Here is a 26186-nt window from a genome sequence, read left to right as displayed (position 1 = left end):
TTTATGACCAATGAGGAATGTTATCCATTAAGCCACCCACAGCGAAGAATATGGTATACAGAAGTTGTTCATTCTGATAAAGGAATATGTAATTTAAGATTTTTATTTAAACTTCATCGAAAAATGAACTATTCAAATTTAAACCAAGTTGTGAATCGCGTTATCAGTGAAAATGACGGTCTGTGCATTAGGTTAAAAGAAAATGGGCATCAGGAACCGAAACAATATTTTACTAAACATGAAGAACAAGAATTTGAGTTTTTTGATTTCAGTAATGTGGAGAATACAAATTTGCTTGAGGAATGGATTGAGCAGAAAACAAAAGAAACGTTTACATTATTTAATTCAAATTTATACTATTTCGCTTTAATAAAATTAAACGATAATGAATGTGCAGTCTTTGGAAATGTTCATCATATTATTATGGATGGTTTATCAATTCAAATATTTACTGAGCAGATTGCAAAATATTATTATGACATGCATAACGAGAATGAGGAAGGCGAAATTAAAAATTCATATGTTCAATTTCTGACCAATGAACAAACATATTTGAATAGTAGTCGCTTTCAAAAAGATCAAAAATTTTGGCTAGAGGAATTTAAAACACTGCCATCTGTGACTGGATTGAAGCCTTATAATACGTACCAAGTTAGTACCAAAGCATCACGTGAGACGTTTATATTAACGGAGCATTTGAAGAGAAAGATAGAAGAATTTTCTGAAGATTACAAATTCAGTTTATACACCCTTTTTGTTGCTGCTTTCTCGTTGTCCATGTATCGGTGGACCTCATCGCTTGATATTGGTTTAGGAATGGCTTACGGAAACCGTATGACTAAAATGGAACGAAAATTGATTGGAATGATGGTGAGTACAGTTCCTTTAAGAATGGATATTGATCCAGAAGAAGAAGTACTTTCATTTATTAGTAGGGTGTCCAGAAAACAAAGTAAATCATTAAGACACCAGAAATATCCATTTGATTTGTTATTAAAGCAGATTAATAAAGAGAATAACAGTAATGTGAGACTTTTCGGAACTACGATTGATTATAGGGATCGTGATGAAAGTGGTGACTCACTATGGATTCCAAACCGTGAAGAGGTACAAGATTTTGCAGTGCATATTGAAAATCTAATTGATATAGACTCTATACATGTACATATTGATTATCGTGAGGAGCTATTTTCTAAGGAAGAGATAGAACGATTCTTTAACGTTATGTTAGTGATACTGGAAAATACTTTTGAAAACCCAAAGCAGAAGGTGGCTGAAATAGAAATCATTTCTGAGGAAGATAAAAGAATAAGTTTAGTTGAGTTCAACAATCCTAAACTGAATGTCCCGCCTCAAGTAACTATTCATGAAATGTTCGAACGGCAAGCGATGATTTATCCAAATGCTATTGCAGTTACGTATGAAAAAGAAAAAATTACTTATAAGGTGCTTAATGAACGTGCAAACCAGTTAGCTCATTATTTGCAGAAAAAGGGAGTAGGACCTGATACTTTAGTTGGAATATGCTTTGAACGTTCCCTCGAAATGATTGTAGGTATTTTAGGGGTTTTGAAGGCTGGTGGGGCTTATGTTCCACTGGATCCAACATATCCAGAGCAGCGACTTCAATATATTTTAGAAGATGCTAGCATTCAGTTATTCGTAACGCAAGAAAGTTTAAAAGAATTGAAATGGTTACCAGAAAATGTTGAGTCGATTTGCCTGGATTGTGATCAAGATGAGATTGGGAAAGAAAGTAAGACTTTGCCGGTTTCTAATGTTGGTCCCAAAAATCTGGCATATGTAATCTATACTTCGGGTTCAACGGGAAATCCAAAGGGCGTTATGATAGAGCATCACAATGTCATTCGGTTATTTAAATCAACGGATTGTTGGTATCAGTTTAATGAAAAAGATACTTGGACGCTTTTTCATTCGTATGCATTTGATTTCTCAGTATGGGAAATTTGGGGAGCATTATTATATGGTGGAAAATTAGTTGTTGTTCCGTACTGGATTAGTCGGTCACCTAAGGATTTTTATCAATTATTGGTGGAGGAAGAAGTCACAGTTCTAAATCAGACACCTTCCGCATTTAGACAATTAATACGAGTGTGTGAACAGGAAGATAAGAATAAAAATTTGCAGCTGCGTTACGTAATATTTGGCGGAGAAGCGTTAGAACCTATTAGCTTGTTACCGTGGTTTAAAAGGTATGGGGAGAAAAAACCACAGTTAATTAATATGTATGGAATTACAGAAACTACAGTTCATGTTACATATTATCCAATTACTTTAGATGATGTGCAGCATGCTTCAAGAAGTAATATTGGAAAGCGGATTCCCGATTTAGAAGTGTATATACTAGACGCTTATCAACAACCTATTCCTATAGGTGTTGATGGTGAACTTTATATTGGTGGAGCAGGATTGGCACGTGGGTATTTAAATAGACCTGAATTAACAGCAGAGCGTTTTATATCTCATCCATTTAGTAGTGATCTGAAAGCAAGATTATACCGGACAGGAGACTTAGCGAGGTATTTGCCAGATGGGAATCTAGATTATCGTGGAAGAATTGATCATCAGGTTAAAATACGTGGTTTCCGAATTGAGATTGGGGAAATTGAGTCTACTTTAAATACATATGCATATGTAAAAGAGGCAGTTGTAATTGTAAGAGAAGATCAGCCGGGCGATAAACGATTAGTAGCATATGTTGTAGGAGATGGAAATGTAGATGCGTGGAGAGAGTATCTTAAAGTGAAACTACCAAGTTATATGGTTCCTTCGGGATTTGTGGCGATGGAAGCTATTCCACTTACAGCTAACGGTAAAGTTGATCGTGAGGCCTTACCTATGCCGGAGGAAAAGCAGATTAATAGTGAATGTGTTGGCCCTCGGAATAGTAACGAACAGATACTAACTACCATTTGGAAGAGAGTATTAGGTGTTAAAAAGGTGGGAATCTATGATAATTTCTTTGAAATTGGTGGCGACTCAATTCTCAGTATTCAAATTATATCTCAAGCAAGTCAAGTGGGGTTAAAACTTACTCCAAAGCAAATGTTTGAATGCCCAACTATCGCTGAGCTGGCACAAGTGGCTATAGAAACGCAGGGAGTACAAGCGGAGCAGGGAATTGTGATAGGTGATGTGCCTCTTACTCCAATTCAGTGCTGGTTCTTCGAGCAAGAACATCCACATACAGAGCATTGGAATCAATCAATGCTTTTAAGAGTAAAAGAAAGATTGGATGTGAAATTACTAGAGGGAGCGATATTAAATTTACTGAAACATCATGATGCTTTACGTTTCCGGTACGAACAGTTACCAAACGGAACGTGGAGGCAGAGAAATGAAGGGACTGATGAGCTGTCAGTACTCCATGTTGTAAAACGGAATCAAGTTAATGAAAAAGAGTGGAATAAAATAATACAAGAAGAGATGAATATTCATCAAGCTAGTTTCAATTTAATTACTGGTCCGTTAATGAAAGTAGTGTACTTTGAAGATAACTTGACTGAAAATGATCGAATATTCTGGGTGATACATCATTTAGTAGTAGATGGAGTGTCATGGAGGATTCTATTGGAAGATTTACAGGTGGTATATAACCAGATGAAACAAGGTCAAGAAATTCGCTTACCTGCGAAAAGTACATCTTTTAAAGAATGGTCTGAACGACTTCAGACATACAGTGATTCGGGTATTTCAAAAGAAGTAAAGGATTATTGGAATGAACAAGTAGAAAAAGAAACGATGAAAATTCCAATGGACTATCCAATACAAGAAACGACAGAAGAATCGATTGATCAAGTGACGAGGACTTTAGGAATAGAAGAAACACAAGCATTGTTACACGAAGTTCTAGTCACTCATAAGACAAGGATTGATGAGGTACTATTAACGGCATTAGGACAAGCTATCGTCGATTGTACAAATCAGCAAACCGTTTCTATTCATCTAGAAGGACACGGAAGAGAAGAGATGATTGAAGGTATTGATTTATCAAGGACAGTGGGCTGGTTCACGAGTATTTATCCCGTTCATCTCAATTTTCAAGGAACTCAGACACCTATTGAAGGGTTAAAGGCAGTCAAAGAACAATTGCGTCGAATCCCAAATCGCGGAGTAGACTATGGTATTTTACGTTACTTGAATAAAGGATTACTTCCGTTTTATCAGCAAAAGCCTTCAATAAGCTTTAACTATTTGGGCCAATTTGATCAGATGTTTTCAAGGGACTCTTTGTTTATGCAAGAGACAGGATTTACATTTTTAGATCATGCTCCAGATTCCAAACCATCTCATCTAATTGATGTTATCGGAATGTTGAAGGATGAAAAGTTACATTTTATTTGGCTGTATAGTAGGGAACAGTTTTCTAAATTAAAAATTCAAGTGATAGCAGATGGTATGTTGAGGCATCTTCGTCAACTTATAAATAAACCAACAACAGAGTCTGCTTTTACGGTATCAGATTTTGCTGATGCAGAGGATCTTACGGAAGAAAGCTTGAGCAAAGTATTACTTAAATTAACAAAGAAGAGGGTGTAAAAATGGGAGACATTATTGATATATATGGTTTATCACCTTTGCAAAAAGGAATACTGTTTCATACTTTATACGATCAAGATGATGAATATTCTTTTTCCTATATTGTACAAGTAGGTTTCTTGCTCGGGGGGCAATTGGATGTTGCTACTTTTGAAAAAGCTTGGGAATATGTTATTCAACGACATGAGGTTCTGCGCTCAGTATTTGTTTGGGAGGAAGTAGAAAAACCTCTACAAGCAGTTTACGAACGTCTTCCTTTTACTATTCATCAAGAGGATTGGAGTACCCATTCGCATGAGGAGAAGGAGAAGAAATTACACCAGTTTTTGACTGCAGATCGTAGCAAAGGGTTTTTATTGGATGAAGCACCATTGATGAGAGTCACTGCGATTAAAGAAGCAGAAGGGGAAACGAGAATTATTTGGACACATCATCATATTTTGCTAGATGGATGGAGTGTGTCATTGGTCTTTAGTGAAGTGATGGAAGTTTATCTCAAGATGATAAAGGGAGAATTGTTGAATCTTCCTAAATCTCTTCCTTATAAAAAATATATCCAATGGATAAATAAACAAGATCAAAGTCAAGCAGAGGAATTTTGGAAAGAAGAATTAAAAGGGTTCTATGCACCTACTCCATTAGCAATGGAAAGAAAGGATCAAGGACAAGAGAAGGGTTATGGGGAGTTTGCTTATCAAGTATCTGAGGAACTTACTGAGAATTTACAAGAGTGGGTACGAAATAGTCGATTAACGTTGAATACGTTAGTACAAGGTGCATGGGCTTATTTGATGAGTAGGTATAGCGGTGACAGTGACGTCGTATTTGGCGTAACTAGCGCTGGACGTCCTACTGATTTAATAGGAGCAGAGAATATGGTGGGGCTATTTATTAACACATTACCTACCAGAATTCGATTAACGGATAATACATCAGTAGTAGATTGGCTTCGTAAAATACAAATGAAAGAAATGGAACGAAGACAGTATGAGTATAATTCGTTGATAGATATTCAAGGCTGGAGTGAGGTTCCGCGAAATAGCTCCTTATTTCATACCTTGTATGTGTTTGAAAATTATCCAATTCAAGGTGAGAGAAATGATGATTTAAGATTACTAGATGTTACAAGCACGGAACAAACAAATTATCCTTTAACACTCATTGTAATGCCCGGTAAGAAAATTACTTTAAAGTTGATGTATGATCGAAGCTATTTTAATGAAGAAACAATAAATCGGATTCAGAATCACTTATTGCAAATATTAATTCAGATGACGAAGAGCCTAGATTCAAAACTATTTGAAATTACTCATTTAACAGAAGAAGAACAGATACAGTTACTAGAGGAATGGAATCATACTCAAGTTAATTATTCGGCTGAAGGCATGATTCATACGATGTTTGAGGAACAAGTTAAAAAAACACCGGAAGCAATCGCGGCTAGTTACGAAAATGAACAAATTACCTATAAAGAGTTGGAGAAGCGTGCAAATCAGCTAGCTCATTATTTACAAAAGCATGGTGTAGGCCCAGAGTCTCTAGTTGGGGTATATATGGAACGTTCATTACAAATGATGATAGCGTTATTAGGTATTCTAAAATCAGGAGCAGCGTATGTTCCACTTGACCCTACTTATCCAGAGAGTCGACTTCGATATATATTAGAGGATGCTGGAATCGAAGTACTAGTGACGGAAGAGAATTCTGAAAATTTGTTTGTATCTGAAAATATTGAAACGATTTGTATGAATAAAGATTATACTGCAATTGAAAAAGAAGAAACAACCCCATGTATAAGTGGTGTAACAGGAGAAAATTTAGCGTATGTTATGTATACTTCAGGATCTACAGGGAATCCAAAGGGAGTAATGATTGAGCATCATTCAGTAATTAATTATCTAGAATGGATGCAACATAAATATCCGCTCTCTGAAAAGGATGTGGTCTTGCAGAAAACGCCATTCTCATTTGATGTCTCTGTTTGGGAATTGTTTTGGGGCATTCACGTTGGTGCAAGTGTATCTTTCCTACCTCCAGGTGGAGAAAAAGATCCTTCTATTATAGCTGAAGTGATTAAACAACATCAGGTTACTATAGTTCAATTTGTACCTTCGATGTTATCTGTTTTCTTAGATCACTTCAATCATATTGAAATGAACATGAATTGTTCGTCCGTACGCCATGTATTTTCTGGTGGAGAAGAACTAAGTTCAGGGTTAGTTAGACGATTTCAACAGAAATGGAATTATAGTGGACAAGTGAAATTAACCAACTTTTATGGACCAACTGAAGCCACTATTTACGTGAATGCATTTGATATTCAGCCTAATCAAGAATTTGTTTCTATTGGGCAGCCAATACAGAACACGCAATTATATGTATTAGACCAAAATCAACGCTTGCAATCAATAGGAACTGAGGGTGAGTTATATATTGGTGGTGCTGGTTTAGCGCGTGGATACTTAAATCGTCAGAATCTTACTACTGAAAAATTCATTTCGCACCCATTTCGATTGGGGGAACGACTATATCGAACAGGAGATTCAGTAAGATATCTAACTGATGGAAATATAGAATTTATAGGTAGAATGGATCATCAAGTCAAAATGCGTGGTTTTAGGATTGAATTAGGAGAAATTGAAGCCACTTTAGAAAAATGTTCGTTTATTAAAGAGGCTGTCGTATTAGTTAGAGAAGACCGTCCAGGTGATCAACGATTGGTTGCATATGTAATAAGCGATGGAAATACCGAGGAGTGGAGAGAGTATTTACAAAACCAATTACCGAATCATATGATTCCGGCGCACTTTATAGAGTTAGAACACTTCCCGCTTACTCCGAATGGGAAAATTGACCGAAAGGCCTTGCCAGCACCTGATGAGCAAGCTATTGAAGATTTAAATGTGCTACCTCGGACGCCATCGGAAGAGCTTATTGCCTCGGTTTGGAGCCAAGTGTTAGGAACAGAAAATATTGGTATTCAAGATTCCTTCTTTGAACGTGGTGGGCACTCACTACTTGCTACTCAAACTGTCTCTCGATTGCAAGAACTGTTCCAAATTAAAATTCCATTACGTGAACTTTTCAAGCACGATACAGTGGAAGCATTGGCGAAACGGGTGGATCAGTTACGAAAAGATAAAAAACGAGAGGTTGCTCCCCTTGTACCTATGAAACGAGAAGAAATTATCCCACTTTCCTATGCGCAGAAACGTCTATGGTTTATTGATCAATTAATGCCAAATAGTGCTATGTACAATATTCATGTAGCGTGTCGCTTAACAGGTGAATGGTCAATTGAAGCATTGGAGGCCGGATGGAATCAATTGTTGGAGCGTCATGAATCATTAAGGACGATAATTCTAGAACAAGAGGGTGAACCTTTTCAACAAGTTCAATCTCATGTATTCAGACATATTCCTCAAACGAATCTAACAGATCTCTCTTTGGAAGATAGGGAAAGAGAAATGAAACGGCTCATTCAAAACGAAGCTGAGGAACCATTTCATTTTGGACAAGATCCTCTGATTCGAACACGAATATTGAAAGTGGACAGGGAAGAATGGATTCTCATTTGTACGATGCATCATATTATTTCAGATGGATGGTCAATGGGAATCTTACTTGAAGAATGGATGGCTTTTTATGAAGGAGCATTAAGCGGAAAACCGGCGGAATTGAAGGAATTATCTATCCAATATGCAGATTTTGTCATGTGGCAGAAGGAATGGCAAAAAGAAGGAAATTTGAATCAGCACCTTCAATATTGGAAGGAAGAATTATCTGGGGAACTACCGGTTTTACAATTACCGATGGATCGTCCTCGACCTGCAGTTCAAACCCATCGTGGTGCAAGTCAGTCCTTAATAGTGGCGAATTCCCTACAGGAAAAGCTCAAAGATTTAAGTCTGCAAGAAGGATGCACTTTATTTATGACATTGATGGCAGCGTATCAAAGCTTCCTTTCTCGTTATACAGGACAGGATGACATCTTGGTTGGAAGCCCAATCGCTAATCGAAATGTGAAAGAGATTGAGGGATTAATAGGTTTCTTTGCAAATACGTTGGTTTATCGAGCTGATTTCAGTGAAAATCCGTCGTTCCAAGAACTTTTGTCGCAGGTAAGAAAAAAAGCACTAAAAGCATACGAGTATCAGGACATCCCATTTGAGAAAGTGGTAGAATCCGTAAAGCCGGAACGGAATACAAGTCATTCACCAATATTCCAAACTATGTTTACTTTACAGAATGCGAAGCAAGAATTTCCTCAGCTATCTGAAAGACAAATGGAACTCATGGAAAGCCATGCTTCTGTAGCGAAATTTGATTTGAGTTTATTTGTTACTGAGACGGAAGAAGGATTATCACTAACCTTTGAATACAATACTGATTTGTTTGATGATACAACCATTGAACGTATGGCAAGTCATTTTGAGCATTGGTTAAATCAAATTGTCTCTCATCCAAAAGGTGTATTATCAGAACTGAATATGTTATCGAAAGTAGAATATAAGCAACTACTAGAGGAATGGAATAAATCGCGTGTTATAGATATGGAAGAAAGTACGATTCATACAATGTTTGAAGAACAGGTGAAAAAAACACCAGAAGCAATTGCAGTAGTGTGCGAAGATGAAGAACTAACATATCGAGAGTTGGACGAACGCTCGAATCAGTTGGCACATTATTTACAAAAAAATGGTGTAACATGCGAATCATTAGTTGGGATTTGCGTCACACGTTCATCTGAGATGATTGTCGGTCTCTTAGGAATTATGAAGGCGGGAGGAGCATATGTCCCAATTGATCCAGTGTATCCGGAAAGTCGACTACAGTACATTTTAGAAGATGCTCAAATAAAGGTACTGGTGACACAGGAAAAGTTACAACAAAAAATGGTTATACCTAAACTCGTCAACGTGATTTGTATTGATAGTAATCGAGCAGAAATAGAACAAGAAGTAACTACGGTATGTACGAGTGAAGTGACGGGCGATAACTTAGCCTATATTATCTATACTTCAGGTTCCACTGGAAATCCAAAGGGAGTAATGATTGAGCACAGGAATACAGTAACAATGATTCATTGGGCGCATCATACGTATTCCCGAAAGGAATTAGCGGGAGTGTTAGCTTCAACTTCGCTATCTTTTGATTTATCCGTTTTTGAAGTATTTGTTCCCTTAACGATGGGTGGTAAGGTGATTGTCACTGAAAATGCTCTACATCTAGAGAAGTTGTCTACCAAAGGTGTAACTTTGGTTAATACTGTACCATCGGCAGCGAAGGAACTGGTTCGAGCAAAAACAATCCCTTCTTCGGTAAAGGTGATGAATTTGGCTGGAGAACCATTGCCATATTCGCTTGTTCAAGATTTATACGAGAGAAGTACGATCGAAAAGGTGTACAACCTATATGGACCGTCCGAAGATACTACGTATTCCACGTATATGGAATTAGAAAAGTGTGACATGCATAGGGTACCACCAATTGGTAAACCAATATTCAATACAGAAGTATATGTACTGAGTGCCGAACAAAAAATGGTTCCAATTGGTGTAGTTGGTGAGCTATACATTGGTGGATCAGGGTTAGCGCGTGGATATTTAAACCGCCCTGACTTAACGCAAGATCGTTTTATACCGCATCCGTTTAAAGAAGGAGAGCGAGTATACCGGACTGGAGATCTAGTAAGGTATTTACCAGATGGAAATTTGGAGTATGTTGGACGAATCGATCATCAAGTGAAAATTCGTGGGTTCCGGATTGAACTAGGAGAAATTGAAGCGACATTACAAAGGCATACACTGGTTAACGAAGTTATTGTGATGGTGCAGGAAGATTATCCTGGCGATCCGCGTTTGATCGCCTATGTTGTAGGAGACGGGGATGCTCAAAAGTGGCGTGATTATCTCAAGGATCAACTACCAAATTATATGATTCCAGCCTATTTTGTTGGATTAAATGCATTTCCACTCACTCCTAATGGGAAAATTGATAGGAAGGCCTTACCAGCACCAGAGAGACAGGAGATAGCAAGTGGTTATATTGCTCCTCGTACGTCTACGGAAAAAACAATCGTTTCGATATGGCATGAAGTTTTAGGTATGGAAAACATCGGAATTCAAGATTCATTTTTTGAAATTGGTGGCCATTCACTACTCGCTACGCAAGCTGTTTCCAATCTTAAAGAGGCTTTTGGAATCGAGATACCATTGCATGATTTATTTATGTTTCATACGGTGCAGCAATTGGCAGAACAGATTGATCAATTGCTCGATAACAAAAATCAAGAAATGCAGAATGATAGTAAGGAGAATGTAAGTCTTCAAGACTATGTTCAAAAAGAAGCAGAAGTGAGTAATGATGAAGAATTATTGGAACTACTTAAGCAATTAGAGGAGCTATCAGAGGAAGAAGCACAAGGGATATTCGAGAGTAATTTGATTGAGGAAGGGGTAAAAAAATGAGAAGTGATTTACTTGCAAAGCTGAGTTCACTTTCTCCTGAGAAGAGAGCATGGCTTCAGAAGCAAATGCAAAAAAAGGAGAATAAAGAAGCACTCCCGTTGTCTTATGCACAACAACGCTTGTGGTTTATGGACAGATTTAATCCAAACAGTTCTTTATATAATATTCCAACGGTATGGCATCTAAAAGGAAATTGGATACCTGAAGCATTAGAAAAGGGATTCAATCGACTCATTGAACGCCATGAATCATTACGAACTGTTTTTAAAGAAGTAGGAGAACAACCTGTGCAACAAATTGTCGAATTCCTTCCTAGAGCATTACCTGTAAGATATTACTCTCAACTTCCTCTAGAAGTAAAAGAAAAAGAGGTAGATAGTTTAATTGCGAGAGAAGCGCAAGAACCATTTGATTTAATGAATGGTCCTTTAATTCGTAATCAGCTTGTTCAATTAGAGAAGGATGAATGGTTATTACTGTGTACGATGCATCATATTATTTCTGATGCTTGGTCCATTGGTATATTCATGAATGAATTACTTGCTTTCTATGAAGAAGAAACGGGCGGAAATCCTGCTAAATTAAGTTCACTATCCATTCAATATGCAGACTTTGCGAAGTGGCAAAAGGAGTGGTTGCAAGGTGATGTGCTAAATCGTCAGCTTACGTATTGGCAGGAAGAATTGTCTGGTGAACTTCCTATCTTACAACTGCCAGTGGATCGACCTCGACCGGTTAAACAGACTTACTCTGGGGCTACGCATCATGTAATTTTTCCTTATAAATTGCTCAGTCAATTAAAGGATATAAGTCGACAAGAAGGATCTACTTTATTTATGACTTTAATGGCCGCATACCAGAGCTTTCTTGCTCGTTATACGGGACAAAAAGATATTCTAGTTGGTAGTCCGATTGCAAATCGAAACCATAAGGGAGTAGAAGGATTAATTGGTTTCTTTGTTAATACGTTGGTTTACCGATCAGATTTGAGTGGCACCCCTACTTTTCGAGAGATTTTGAACCAAACAAAGAAAAAGGCGTTAAAAGCTTACGAATATCAAGATATACCATTTGAAAAAATAGTAGAAGCTGTGCAACCTGAACGAAGCATGAGTCATTCCCCTATATTTCAGACCATGTTTACGCTACAGAATATAAAACAAGAACGACTAGATTTGCCTGATAGAAGTATTGAAATGGTAGAAAGTAATATGTCTATTGCTAAATTTGATTTGAGCTTAACTGCCTATGAAGTGGAAGAAGGTCTATTCGTCTCATTTGAATACAACACGGATTTATTTGATAGTAGTACCATTGCACGTATGGCAGGACATTTTGAGAACTGGCTAAATGAAATCACGTATCATCCAGATGAATCATATGCAAAGCTGTCAATGTTATCAGATAATGAGCAAAAACAACTCCTAGAAGAATGGAATGATACGGACGTAGTTTATGGTCATGATTGTATGATTCATGAGCTATTTGAGCAGCAAGTTGCACGGACACCTGATGCAGTGGCGGTAGTTTATGAGGGTGGAAAGCTAACGTATCAAGAACTTAATGAAAAATCGAATCAATTGGCACATTTTCTACAAAAACGAGGTATCGGACCTGAATCATTGGTCGGTATATGTATTGAACGTTCTCCTGATATGATTATCGGTCTCTTTGGGATTTTGAAGGCAGGTGGGGCTTATGTCCCACTGGACCCAAGTTATCCCGAAAACCGCCTGAGATATATTTTGGAGAATTCACAAATTCAAGTGCTGTTAACAAAAGAAACACTACAGGACTGGTTACCTAAAGATATTCAAGCAATTTGTTTAGACCGGGATCAAGTGATGATTTCTAAAGAGAGTAATTTAGCTCCGGTAAGTGGAGTAACAGCAAATAACTTAGCCTATATCATATACACTTCGGGTTCGACGGGAAATCCAAAGGGGGTAATGATTGAACATCATTCCGTTATCAATCGCCTACAGTGGATGCAGAAAAAATATCCATTGTCCGAGGAGGATACAATCCTACAAAAGACACCGTTTTCGTTCGATGTTTCTGTCTGGGAATTATTTTGGTGGTCATTTGTAGGAGCACGTGTTTGTTTACTTCCACCAGGAGGAGAGAAAGATCCTGCGGTGATTGAGGAGTATATTGAACGATACCGTGTATCCACCATGCACTTTGTTCCGTCGATGTTATCTACTTTCTTAGATTATATGGAACTATATAATTCGAAAAGGGATGTCTCGTCTTTAATTCAAGTTTTTACTAGTGGAGAAGCGTTAAACACTGAGCAGGTTCGCCGGTTTAAGGGGATCTTTTACAATGCTCAGCAAACAAAGTTAATTAACTTGTATGGTCCTACTGAAGCAACTGTGGATGTGACTTATTATGATTGTGATTTAGAAAAAGAACCAATGCTTATTCCGATTGGTCGTCCGATTGATAATACAGAGTTGTATGTGTTAGATCAATATCAACAAGTGGTCCCGATTGGTGTGGCAGGGGAACTTTACCTTGGAGGAGTAGGATTAGCACGTGGCTACTTCAATCGACCGGATTTAACTACTGAACGTTTTATTCCGCATCCTTTTAAGGACGGGGAACGATTATATCGAACGGGTGACTTGGTGAGATATATGAATGATCGTAACTTAGAATATATTGGAAGAATAGATAACCAAGTTAAAATTAGAGGATTCCGAATTGAATTGGGAGAAATTGAAGCAGCTTTACATGATCACTCATCTGTAAAAGAGGCAGTCGTGTTGGTGAAGGAAGATCGACCAGGAGATAAGCAGTTAGTAGCTTATGTAGTGGGTGAAGGGGATACTGGAGAGTGGCGTGAATATCTCAAGAAGCAATTACCACATTATATGGTTCCGGCATACTTTTTCCAAATTGAAGGTATGCCACTCACTCCAAATGGTAAAGTGAATCGGAAAGCATTATTGGAATTAGAAGAACAGTTCATAAGTGAAGATATTACTTCATCACGAACACCAGTGGAGGAGCTCATCGTTTCCGTTTGGAGCCAAGTGTTAGGAATAAAAAATATTAGTGTTCAGGATTCCTTTTTTGAAATCGGTGGTCATTCACTACTAGCTACTCAAGTAGTGTCACGTTTACAGGGAATTTTTCAAATCGACTTACCAGTACGTGAACTATTTGAATATACAACAGTGGAGTCACTGGCAAAGCGATTAGATCAGTTACGCAAAGGAGATAAAAAACGAGAGATTCCGCCACTAATACCAATGAAACGAGGAGAAGCTATTCCACTATCTTATGCCCAACAACGTTTATGGTTTATTGATCAATTTACACCTAATAGTGCCCTTTACAATATGCCAATGGTATGCCGTCTTACAGGGAATTGGTTACTTGAAGCATTGGAAACGGGATGGAATCAACTAATAGAACGTCATGAATCACTGCGGACGGTCTTTCAAGAAGTGAACGGTCAACCCGTACAGCAAATTGAACCGTATGCTTTTCAATCAATTCCGAAAACGGATTTAACTATGCTTTCTTCTGAAGATCAAGAAGAAGAAGTTAAACGTTTAATTCAACAAGAAACAGAAGTGCCATTTGATTTAACAGAGGGTCCATTAATCAGGACAAGTATTTTGCACGTGGGAGAGGAAGAATGGATACTCCTTTGTACTCTACATCATATCATTTCAGATGGATGGTCAATGGGAATCCTACTTGAAGAATGGATGGCATTTTATGAGAAAGCAACGGATGGAAAGGTAGCGGAACTTGAACCATTACCGGTTCAATATGCCGACTTTGCTCAGTGGCAAAAAGGATGGCTAAAGGAGGAGGTGCTTGATCAACAACTCCAATATTGGAGGGAAGAATTGTCTGGGGAGCTTCCTGTACTCCAACTTCCTGTGGATCGCCCGCGTCCCGCAATACAAACTCATCACGGGTCGATATACACTCTGGTTCTGCCAAGCACGCTACATGATAAATTGAATGAACTTAGTCGAAAAGAAGGGGCTACACTCTTCATGACGCTTTTAGCTGCATATCAAAGTTTTCTATCTCGTTATACGGGACAAGAAGATATTCTGGTCGGAAGCCCAATTGCGAATCGGAATTATAGAGAAATTGAAGGACTAATTGGTTTCTTCGTTAACACGCTGGTTTATCGAGCTAATTTGAGTGGTAGACCGACATTTCAAGATGTACTGTATCAGGTTCGTCAAAAGGCATTGAAGGCGTATGAATATCAAGATATTCCATTTGAAAAAATTGTAGAAGTTGTGCAACCGGAGCGAAGTACAAGTCATTCGCCAATCTTCCAGACTATGTTCATTTTGCAAAATATGAAACAAGAGTTTCCGGTGTTATCTAGTAGAAGTATTGAAATGATAGAAAGCCATAGTCCAATTGCAAAGTTTGATTTAAGTGTAATGGCAGCTGAGACGGAAGAGGGGTTACTTTTTACTTTTGAGTATAATAAGGATTTATTCAATGCTACTACTATTGAACGGATGGCAGGACACTTTGAGAAATGGCTACATGAAGTTTCTCATCGTCCACAAAATCCGTTGCATGACCTGAGTATGCTATCAGAACCCGAGCGTACTTTGTTATTAGAAACATGGAATGACACTGTAATGGAAATGTCTCATCAGGGTCTTGTTTGCGACAGATTTGAGGAGCAAGTAGCAAGGCGTCCTGATGCGATTGCGGTAGTTGACCAAACAAAACAGTGGACTTATGGTGAACTGGATACACAAGCAAATCAGTTGGCAAATGTTTTACAACGAAAGGGAGTAGCCCCAGAGTCAGTGGTAGGAGTTTATCTTCCGAGGTCAGCTGAGCTGATGGCAAGTTTACTAGGCATTTTAAAAGCTGGTGGAGCTTATGTCGTTTTAGATCCGTTGTATCCAAAATCAAGGTTAGAATACATGATTGAAGATGCAGGAATTCAATTTGTAGTGACGGCGGAAGGACAAGAAGGACATTTCGCACACGTCGAAATGGTAAGGTTAGAAGAATTAACGGTGGAAAGCGTAATCGCACCTACACGTCTAATAAATCCAGAGAACTTAGCCTATATTGTCTATACCTCTGGTTCTACAGGAAAACCGAAGGGTGTCATGGTTGAATATCGCTCATTAATGAATATGGTTTCTTGGCATCAGGAAGTTTATCATATTTCAGCAGAGGATCGTGCGACTCAGATTGCAGGGGTTGCTTTTGATTCGGCTGTCCAGGAGATTTGGCCGTATCTAACTGCTGGCGCAGCACTCTACTTGTCAACAGAGGAACTGAGAATTAATCCAGAAGCACTAAGGGACTGGCTCATTGATTCACGAATAACAGCTAGCTTTGCACCTACGCCTATTCTGGAAAGGCTCTTGAAATTATCTTGGCCAGATAAAACGGATCTTCGTTTTATCATTACTGGTGGGGATCAATTAACGCAGTATCCATCTAACGATATTCCTTTTGCGGTAATTAATCAGTATGGGCCATCGGAAAATACCGTTGTTACCACAGATTGTTATGTACCTGTAGGAGTGACAACAGGTACGCCATCGATTGGTCGACCGATTGCGAATACAGAAGTTTATGTGTTAGATTCTCATCTTCAGCTAGTACCAATTGGTGTAATTGGAGATCTCTATATTGGAGGGAAGAATCTTGCACGTGGATATGCTAATCGTCCGGATCTTACAAAGGAAAAATTTATTCCACATCCTTTCAAGTCAGGAGAACGTCTCTATTATACAGGAGACAAAGCAAGTTATCTTTCTGATGGTAATCTCCAGTTCCATGGCCGTATAGATGACCAAGTGAAAATTCGTGGTTTCCGGATTGAATTGGGAGAAATAGAAGCTGTTTTGCAGGCACATTCTTCTGTGAAAGAAGCAGTGGTATTGGTACGAGAGGATAATCAAGGTGACAAGAGATTAGTAGCTTATGTAGTTGGTGAAGGAAGTGTACATGAATGGCGAGAACATCTACAAACACATTTACCAAATTACATGGTTCCAACAAACTTTATTGAGATGGAAGTTTTACCACTTACACCGAATGGAAAACTTGATTTGAAGGCATTGCCTATACTTAGTGAACAATCCGCCGAAAATACTGTATACCCACGAACTCCGCTGGAAGAACTTATCGCTTCAGTGTGGAGTCAAGTGCTAGGAATAAAAGAAATTGGTGTTCAGGATTCTTTCTTTGAGCTTGGTGGTCACTCTCTACTTGCTACACAAGTGGTCTCACGTTTACAGGAAGTCTTTCAAATCAAATTGCCAGTACGTGAACTGTTCGAATATTCAACGGTCGAGGCATTATCAAAACGAATAGATCAGTTACGTAAGGGGAGCGAAAAACGAGAAATTCCACCATTGGTGCCGATGGAACGCGGAAATAATATTCCACTATCTTATGCCCAACAGCGCTTATGGTTTATTGATCAATTTGCACCTAATAGTGCACTTTATAATATGCCAATGGCATGCCGCCTTACAGGGAATTGGTTACCTGAAGCATTGGAGTTGGGATGGAATCAGTTGATAGAGCGTCACGAATCTTTGCGGACTGTATTTTATGAAGAGGATGGCTATCCTGTGCAGCAGATTCAACCGTACGTTTTCCGTCCGCTTCTCCAAATGGACCTAACTAAGCTTTCATTAGAGGAGAGAGAAAGAAAGTTGGAGCAATGGATTCAAACTGAAGTCGAATCTCCATTTGATTTAGAACAAGGGCCATTGTTCCGTGGGAAACTCATAAGAATTTCAGAAGAAGAATGGGTTCTTCTGTGTAATATGCATCATATTATCTCAGATGGATGGTCGATGGAAATCTTACTTCAAGAATGGATGGCATTTTATGAGAATGCGATTGGTGAAAAACAAGCAGAGCTGGAACCACTACCAGTTCAATATGCAGATTTTGCTCAGTGGCAAAGAGAATGGTTGAAAGATGAAGTACTAAATCAACAGCTTGCATATTGGAAGGAAGAATTATCTGGTGAGTTACCAGTCTTAATGTTGCCAATGGATCGTCCGCGTCCGCCAGTGCAAACCCACCATGGATTAACTCATAATGTTTTGTTATCGCGCCCATTACTGGATAAATTAAACGAACTAAGTCGTCAAGAAGGGGCCACACTTTTCATGACCTTATTGGCATCGTATCAAAGTTTCCTTGCTCGTTATACGGGACAAACGGATATTATTGTTGGTAGCCCAATTGCAAATCGAAATTATCGAGAAATTGAGGGGCTGATTGGTTTCTTTGTCAACACCTTGGTTTATCGAGCTGATTTAAGTAATGCACCGGCATTTCAAGAGTTGTTGTCTCAAGTGCGGATAAAAGCATTGAAGGCGTATGAGTATCAAGATGTTCCGTTTGAGAAAATTGTAGAGGTTATCCAACCTGAACGAAATACAAGCCATTCTCCGATTTTCCAAACCATGTTTACTTTGCAAAATGCGGGACAGAAGCTACCAGAACTACATGGAAGAAATATAGAAGTAATGGAAAGTAATGCTCCAATCGCTAAGTTTGATTTAAGTTTAACAGCTGCAGAAGTGGAAGAGGGTTTATTACTTACTTTTGTTTATAGAACTGATTTATTTGACAGCTTAACTATTGAATCCATGGCTGAACATTTTGGAAACTGGTTGAATGTAATCGTGGAGAATCCTGATAAATCATTGGCTAAGTTGCCTATATTATCAGGATTACAGCAAAAACAGTTGAAAGATTGGAATAATAATGCTGTAGCATATCTACGGGAAAGTACGATTCATCAGCTGTTTGAAGAGCAAGTAAATCGTACACCTGATGCGGTAGCAGTGGTAGCTGAAAAACAGCAGTTAACATATCGAGAGCTTAATGAAAAAGCTAATCAATTGGCCCACTATCTTCAGCAATGTGGGATTAGGAATGAATCATTAGTTGGAATTTGCTTTGAGCGTTCAGTTGAGATGATTGTTAGTATTATGGGGATCTGGAAGGCTGGAGCAGCATACGTTCCATTGGACCCATCATATCCAGAAAGTCGCATACGATATATTTTGGAGGACACTGAAATTCAAGTATTAGTTACGAATGAGTCATTAGAAGGTTGGATACCCAAAGAAGTCAAGGCAGTTTGTCTAGATAGGGATCAGGCAATGATTTCAAAAGAAAGCATTCTTTCACCAAAATGTGAAGTAACAGGAGAAAACCTAGCGTATGTTATCTATACTTCGGGATCGACGGGGAACCCAAAGGGTGTCTTGATACAGCATCATTCTGTAATAAACTTGTCGCATGGTTTACAAAAAGAGGTTTTCGAACATGAGATACCATCTAACATGCATGTCGGTTTAAATGCTTCAATTGCCTTTGATGCATCTATTCAGCAATTACAAATGTTGATTTATGGTTCAAGTTTGTATATTATTCCAAGCGAAGTACGAAGTGATCCGGAGCAGTTTGTAGCTTATATTAGGGAGAACAAGTTAGAAATCTTTGATATAACACCTTCATTGCTTCAATTACTTATAGATGTCGGATTGTTAGAAACGTGCGATGGCGTTCATGTTCCAAGTAAGGTACTGGTTGGTGGTGAAGCAATTATGCCGTCATTATGGGAACAGCTAGTAGAGACTGATAAAATCCAGTTTTATAATGTATATGGTCCTACAGAATGTACGGTTGATGCAACATGCTATCATATCAAAAAAGATAGTAGGAGAGTAACAATTGGGCGTCCATTGCCTAACATCCAAACTTATGTATTAGATAGAAATAGGTTGCCAGTTCCAGTTGGTGTGATGGGGGAACTTTATATCGGAGGAGCAGGTCTAGCAAGGGGGTACTTGAATCGTCCAGAGTTAACATCCGAACGATTTATTTCTCATCCATTCAAAGAAGGCGAGAGGTTATATAGAACAGGTGATCTTGTGAGATATCTTCCTGATGGTAATATAGACTACTTAGGAAGAATGGATAATCAAGTGAAGATTAGAGGATTTCGAATTGAACTTGGAGAGATTGAGTCGACTTTACAAGAGCATGACTTGGTAAAAGAGGTAGTTGTAATAGTTAGGGAAAATCAGTCGGGAGATAAGAGGTTAGTAGCTTATGTAGTGGGCGAAGGTAGTGTAGAAGAATGGCGAGAGTATCTTAAAACAAAACTGCCAATCCATATGATACCTTCCTACTTTGTCGAAATGAAAGAATTACCGCTAACTATAAATGGAAAGGTTGATCGGAAATCGTTACCTATACCAGATTATCAAGGAATACAAGAAGGCTACGCAGCCCCAAGAAATGAACGTGAACATAAGCTTTCTATCATTTGGGAACGTGTGCTAGGTTCAAAACGTATTGGTATTTATGATAACTTTTTTGAAATTGGTGGAGATTCAATTCTTAGCATTCAGATTGTCTCTCGCGCAAAGCAAGCTGGTTTACAGTTGACACCAAAACAACTATTTGAACACCAAACGATTGCTGAGTTAGCGCAAGTAGTCAAAGAAGAACAAGGTGTACAAGCTGAACAAGGAATTATAACTGGAGAGACGATACTTACACCTATTCAGCAAAGGTTTTTTGCGCAAAATCATCCTAATCCACATCATTGGAATCAATCCATGTTCTTTAGAACGAAAGAAAAATTGGACATAGGATCACTGGAAAAGGCAGCGCGTAACCTTCTACTTCATCATGATGCCCTGCGTTTAAGATATGAACGTTTACCTAATGGGACTTGGGAACAGTGGAATGAAGGAATTGAAGAACAATTGATGCTGACTGTCATTTCATTAGACGAAGTGCCGGAAGCGGATTGGCATGAAGTTATTCAAAAAGAGATTAATGTTGCGCAAGAAAGATTGAATTTACATGATGGTCCTTTAATGAGAATGGTGTATTTTGATGAAGGTGAGGAGACTGGTCGATTATTTTGGACAATTCATCACTTAGCCGTGGATGGTGTTTCTTGGCGGATTTTATTGGAAGATTTGCAAACAGCATATACGCAAGCGGTCCAAGGGCAAAAAATTCAATTACCTATGAAGAGTACATCTTTTAAAGAATGGTCGGAGAAATTACAACATTACGCTCAAACTGGAATATCAAAAGAAGTGCTACATTACTGGGAGCAGCAGGTTGAACGAGACGTAGTTATACTGCCAGTAGATGGTACTATAAGTAATCCAGTAAGCGCAGTAACTGAGGAAATTACTGTGGTGTTAAACGAGAATGAGACCCGTATGTTATTGCAAGAGACTTTAAGCACTCACCGTGTCCAAATCAATGAAGTATTATTAGCAGCATTAGTACAAGCTACAGCAGCATGTACGGGGCAGCCGATACTAAGCGTAGATTTAGAGGGACATGGTCGAGAAGAGATTATTGAAGATGTTGATTTATCGAGAACCGTGGGATGGTTTACAAGTATTTACCCAGTTCATTTAAATATTACTAATGCTAATACGCCAATTGCAGCATTAAAAGCAGTTAAAGAACAAGTTCGCAAAATTCCTAATAAGGGGGTTGATTATGGGGTGTTGCGTTACATGAACACAACAATGTGTGAGCCATTAAGCTCCCAATATACACCGTCTATTAGTTTTAACTATCTTGGACAATTTGACCAAATGTTTTCTAGCGATGCAATGTTTATTCCGGAGAACGAATTTAAGCGTTTAGATCATGCTGCCGGTTCCAAGCGATCGCATGTAATTGATGTAATTGGGGTTGTAACGGATGGAAAACTTCAGTTCACTTGGGTATACAATGTTGGACAATTTGCCAAATCAACGATTCAAAGTATTGCACAGAATATGCTATATCAACTGAGTACATTGATTCAATTTTCAGATAGAGAATCTGCACTGACCATTTCGGATTTTGCAATGGCTAATCTTAGCCAAGAAGGTTTGACAAATGTACTAAACAAAATGCATCGCGGAAAGAACAATCAGATTACTGATTTATATCCACTATCACCTTTGCAAGAAGGTATGATTTTCCACACATTGCATGACCAAGGGGATGAACATGTTGCACCGTATATAGTGCAATTGAGTTTTATGATTCGAGGAAAAATGAATATTTCTACATTTGAGCAGGCGTGGAAATCTGTAATTCAGCGGCATGAAATTTTTCGTACAGCATTTGTATGGGACGAAATTGAAGAACCTGTACAAGTGGTGTATGAAAATATCCCATTTAAAGTGAACAAAGAAGACTGGCGTACAATGACAAGTGAAGAGATAGAGGAAAAAAGAAAAGTCTTTTTGGCATTAGATCGAAAACAAGCCTTCCAATTTGATGAAGCACCATTGATGCGGGTAACAGTCATTCAAGAAGGTGAGGAAGAATATCGGATTGTTTGGACCCATCACCATATTTTACTGGATGGATGGAGTTTACCATTAGTATTTAATGAATTACTTACAGTCTATCAGAAGAGAATGAATGGAGAAGCTGTGAAGTTACCTAAGTCCTCACCATATAAGAAATATATCCAATGGCTAAGAGAGCAAGATAAGGAGCAGGCGGAACAATTCTGGAGAGAGAAGCTAAAAGGTTTTACTGCGCCAACTTTGCTGGGCTTAGAAAGTAAAGAGGAAGAAAAAGGTTACACAGAGAAGGTTACGTATTTATCAGAAGAGCAGACTCAAGCGTTACAAGGATGGACGAAACGCAATAAACTTACTTTGAGTACAGTAATTCAAGGTGCATGGGCATATCTCATGAGCCGATATAGTGGAGAAAATGACATTGTTTTTGGTGTAACAAGCTCAGGGCGTTCTACGGAGATTATTGATGTTGAAAACATCGTAGGTCCTTTCATTACAACGTCACCGACGCGAATTCAATTGATGGATGATATAAAATTAATAGATTGGTTGCAGAAGATACAAGAGGAAGAGATAGAAAGAAGACAATATGAGTATGCTTCTTTGACAGAGATTCAGGGGTGGAGTGAAGTTCCTAGAGGAATACCGCTGTTCAATAGTTTATATGTGTTTGAAAATTATCCAGTGAAAGAGGAGTCTTCAGAAAATCTGGAAATTGGTGAATTGGAAGGGGTAGAACAAACCCACTACCCATTAGGGTTAGCTGTAGTTCCAGGAATCCAGTTATCGTTAAAGTTAATGTATGACCGTAGTAAGTTTAATAGAGTAACCATTGAACGAATGCTGGGTCATTTACACCAAGTGTTAATGCAAATGCTCAAAAACATTGATCAAAATCTATCGGAGCTAGTATATATTACGGAAGCTGAACAAAGAAAGCTATTGGAAGAATGGAATAATAATACTATATCCTATCCACGTGAGAATGCAATCCATCAACTATTCGAAGAGCAAGTAAATCGTACGCCTGACGCGTTGGCAGTGGTAGATGAAAAACAGCAACTAACATATCGAGAGCTGAATGAAAGAGCTAATCAATTAGCCCATCATTTACAGAAATGTGGAATTGGGACAGAGTCATTAGTTGGCCTTTGCTTTGAGCGTTCAGTTGAGATGGTTGTTGGTCTCATGGGAATTTGGAAGGCTGGAGCAGCCTATGTTCCATTAGATCCATCGAATCCGGAAAGCCGCCTGCAATATATTTTAGAAGACACGGGAATTAGAGTGTTAGTTACAAATGAGGTATTACTAGGATGGATACCTAAAGACATCAAGACAGTTTGCCTAGATAGGGACCAAGCAATGCTTTCTCAAGAAAGCAAACTTTCACCAATATGTGAGGTAACAGGGGAAAACTTAGCGTATGTTATCTATACTTCTGGTTCGACAGGGAATCCAAAGGGGGCTTTAGTACAGCACCATTCTGTAATAAACCTATCCTATGGTTTACAAAAAGAAGTTTTCTCACATGAGATACCTAGTAATATGCGCGTCGGTTTGAATGCGTCAATTGCCTTTGATGTATCTATTCAGCAATTACAAATGCTGCTGTATGGTTCAAGTTTATATATTATCCCAAGTGAAGTTCGCACTAATCCGGAACGATTTGTGTCTTATATTAGGGAGAATAAATTGGAAATGTTTGATATGACACCTTCATTACTTCAATTACTTATAGATGGAGGATTACTAGAAACAAGTGCTGATGTTCATGTGCCAAGCAAGATATTGGTCGGTGGTGAAGCAATCATGCCGTCATTATGGAAACAGCTAGTAGAGACTGAAAAAATTGATTTTTATAACGTATACGGTCCTACAGAATGTACGGTTGATGCAACGTGTTATCATATCGAAACAGATAGTAAGAGAGTTACAATTGGACGTCCGTTGCCGAACGTTCAAACTTATGTATTAGATAAAAATTTGTTACCTGTTCCAGTTGGTGTAACAGGTGAGCTATATATTGGTGGTGCAGGTATAGCGCGAGGATACTTGAATCGTCCAGAATTAACAACAGAGCGATTCATCCGTCATCCATTTAATGAAGAAGAGCATTTATATCGTACGGGAGATTTGGTTCGTTATTTACCTGATGGTAATTTAGATTACTTGAGAAGAATTGATAATCAAGTGAAAATTAGGGGCTTTCGTATTGAACTTGAAGAGATTGAAGCGAGTATAGAGAGGCATTCATTGGTAAAAGAAGCAGTAGTTTTGGTGACAGAGGATAAGCTAGGAGAGCAGAGATTGGTTGCTTATGTAGTTGGAGATGGAAGTATGCATGACTGGCGTGAATATCTCAAGACACAAGTACCGAATTATATGGTTCCCGCACACTTTATAAAGGTAGACAAGATTCCTCTTACACCGAATGGAAAAGTTGATCGAAAGGCATTGAACAGTTTAACAATTCAAAGAGAAAATAATTTGTCTACACCAATCATTCCAAGGGATGAAATTGAATATCAGTTGATTAAAATCTGGCAGGATGTGTTACAGATAGAAGATGTCTATGTAAATGATGATTTCTTTAATAGAGGGGGACATTCTCTCCTTGTAATTAAATTGATTTCAAAAATTAAGGAGAAGTTTGGAAAAGAGATTAAGGTGTCTACATTGATTAAGAATCCAACATTGGAAGGAATCGCATGCCTTATTCGTGATAAGCATGATATGACAAAATCTGTATCAGCGCTGGTTCCACTACAAGAATCAGAGAAAAGACCTTTCTTCTGTGTTCATCCGTTTATGGGGAATGTATTCTGTTACATTCAACTAGCAAGATTACTTAAGAACCATTGTTCATTTTATGGTTTACAGAATCCTCTTATAGAAAAGGGAGAAATTGATGAATTGACCTTGCCGGAAGTAATTCAACTTTACATTGAAGAAATCAAACGTGTTCAGCCAGAAGGTCCATATCGTCTTGGAGGATGGTCTTTAGGCGGTGCGATTGCTTATGAAATCGCAACTGTACTAAAGAATCAAGGTGAGGAAGTTGAGTTGTTGATACTAATGGATACTAAAGTACCTTCAGAGCAGGACTATAAAACAACGGAGGATATGCTCTCATATATATATGAGCATTTCATTTCTAGAGATTTTACTGAGCGGGGGGAAGGCCTCTTCCATGAACAAGATATGCTTGTAGAGCGATTACTTATGGAAGGAGTACTCCCGCCTGATGCAGATCTTATGAATTTGAAGCAAGTTATCAATGCTCATAGGAAATGCCTGAACATAATGGCAGATCATGATTTAATACCATACTCTGGAGAAGTTCTCTATTTTAGTGCTGAGGAAGGAAAAGAGTTGTTTACAGATTGGGGACCTTTATTAAAAGGAAGAGTAAATAAGTATTCTGTCCCTGGATCACATGAGGAAATAGTAGACTTCCCCGCAGTTGAAAAGATAGCTAAGTACCTATTAAATGAATTTGAAGAGATAAAAGAAACATCCCTTTCATTAACTGAAAAGTAAAGAGTGCAAAAGATGCAACGCTATGAACGAAAAGGGGAGACCAATACCTGCATATCAAGTGTAGGCAATAATGAATATATCAAGAGTATTACTTTTTAAGAGGATAATGTAAAAAGTAATTGGTAGAGACATAGAAATCTTTGTAATAGAAGCGAATGCCTGATGATATTACTGAGGAAAGGTGCATATTTTCATTGATATGTAAATATGCACCTTTTCTATTGTATTTGCAATTTAATAAAGTTAATTTGAATTTATGTAACGCACATATATGAAG

At 38.3% G+C, this 26186-nt stretch carries 3 protein-coding genes; all 3 read left to right on the top strand.

The features are described from left to right. Window positions 1-3: 3 nt before the first annotated feature. From M1D66_RS14980 to M1D66_RS14970, 3 genes are read left to right on the top strand one after another with little or no spacing between them, the layout of a single operon-like run. Window positions 4-4560 carry a non-ribosomal peptide synthetase gene (locus tag M1D66_RS14980; RefSeq protein ID WP_242554568.1) on the top strand — a complete coding sequence of 1519 codons (4557 nt, stop codon included), beginning with the start codon at window positions 4-6 and terminating at the stop codon, window positions 4558-4560. A gap of 2 nt (window positions 4561-4562) precedes the next feature. Continuing rightward, window positions 4563-11030: an amino acid adenylation domain-containing protein gene (locus M1D66_RS14975; RefSeq protein WP_479831904.1), complete on the top strand. Its 6468-nt coding sequence runs from the start codon at window positions 4563-4565 to the stop codon at window positions 11028-11030. Further along, the gene (locus M1D66_RS14970; protein ID WP_242554567.1) at window positions 11027-25909 is read left to right on the top strand and encodes a non-ribosomal peptide synthetase; all 14883 of its coding nucleotides are present in this window, start codon (window positions 11027-11029) and stop codon (window positions 25907-25909) included. Before M1D66_RS14975 ends, M1D66_RS14970 begins: the two co-directional genes overlap by 4 nt. Window positions 25910-26186 lie beyond the last annotated feature (277 nt).

The organism is Bacillus sp. PK6-16 (genome assembly GCF_056530295.1).
The sequence above is the reverse complement of the archived record's forward strand: the minus strand, read 5'-3'. Positions and strand labels throughout refer to the sequence as shown.

Excerpts from the sequence above, each read along its gene's own strand:
- M1D66_RS14970 (WP_242554567.1), top strand. The coding sequence starts at position 11,027 with ATGAGAAGTGATTTACTTGCAAAGCTGAGTTCACTTTCTCCTGAGAAG.
- M1D66_RS14980 (WP_242554568.1), top strand. The coding sequence starts at position 4 with ATGACCAATGAGGAATGTTATCCATTAAGCCACCCACAGCGAAGAATA.
- M1D66_RS14975 (WP_479831904.1), top strand. The coding sequence starts at position 4,563 with ATGGGAGACATTATTGATATATATGGTTTATCACCTTTGCAAAAAGGA.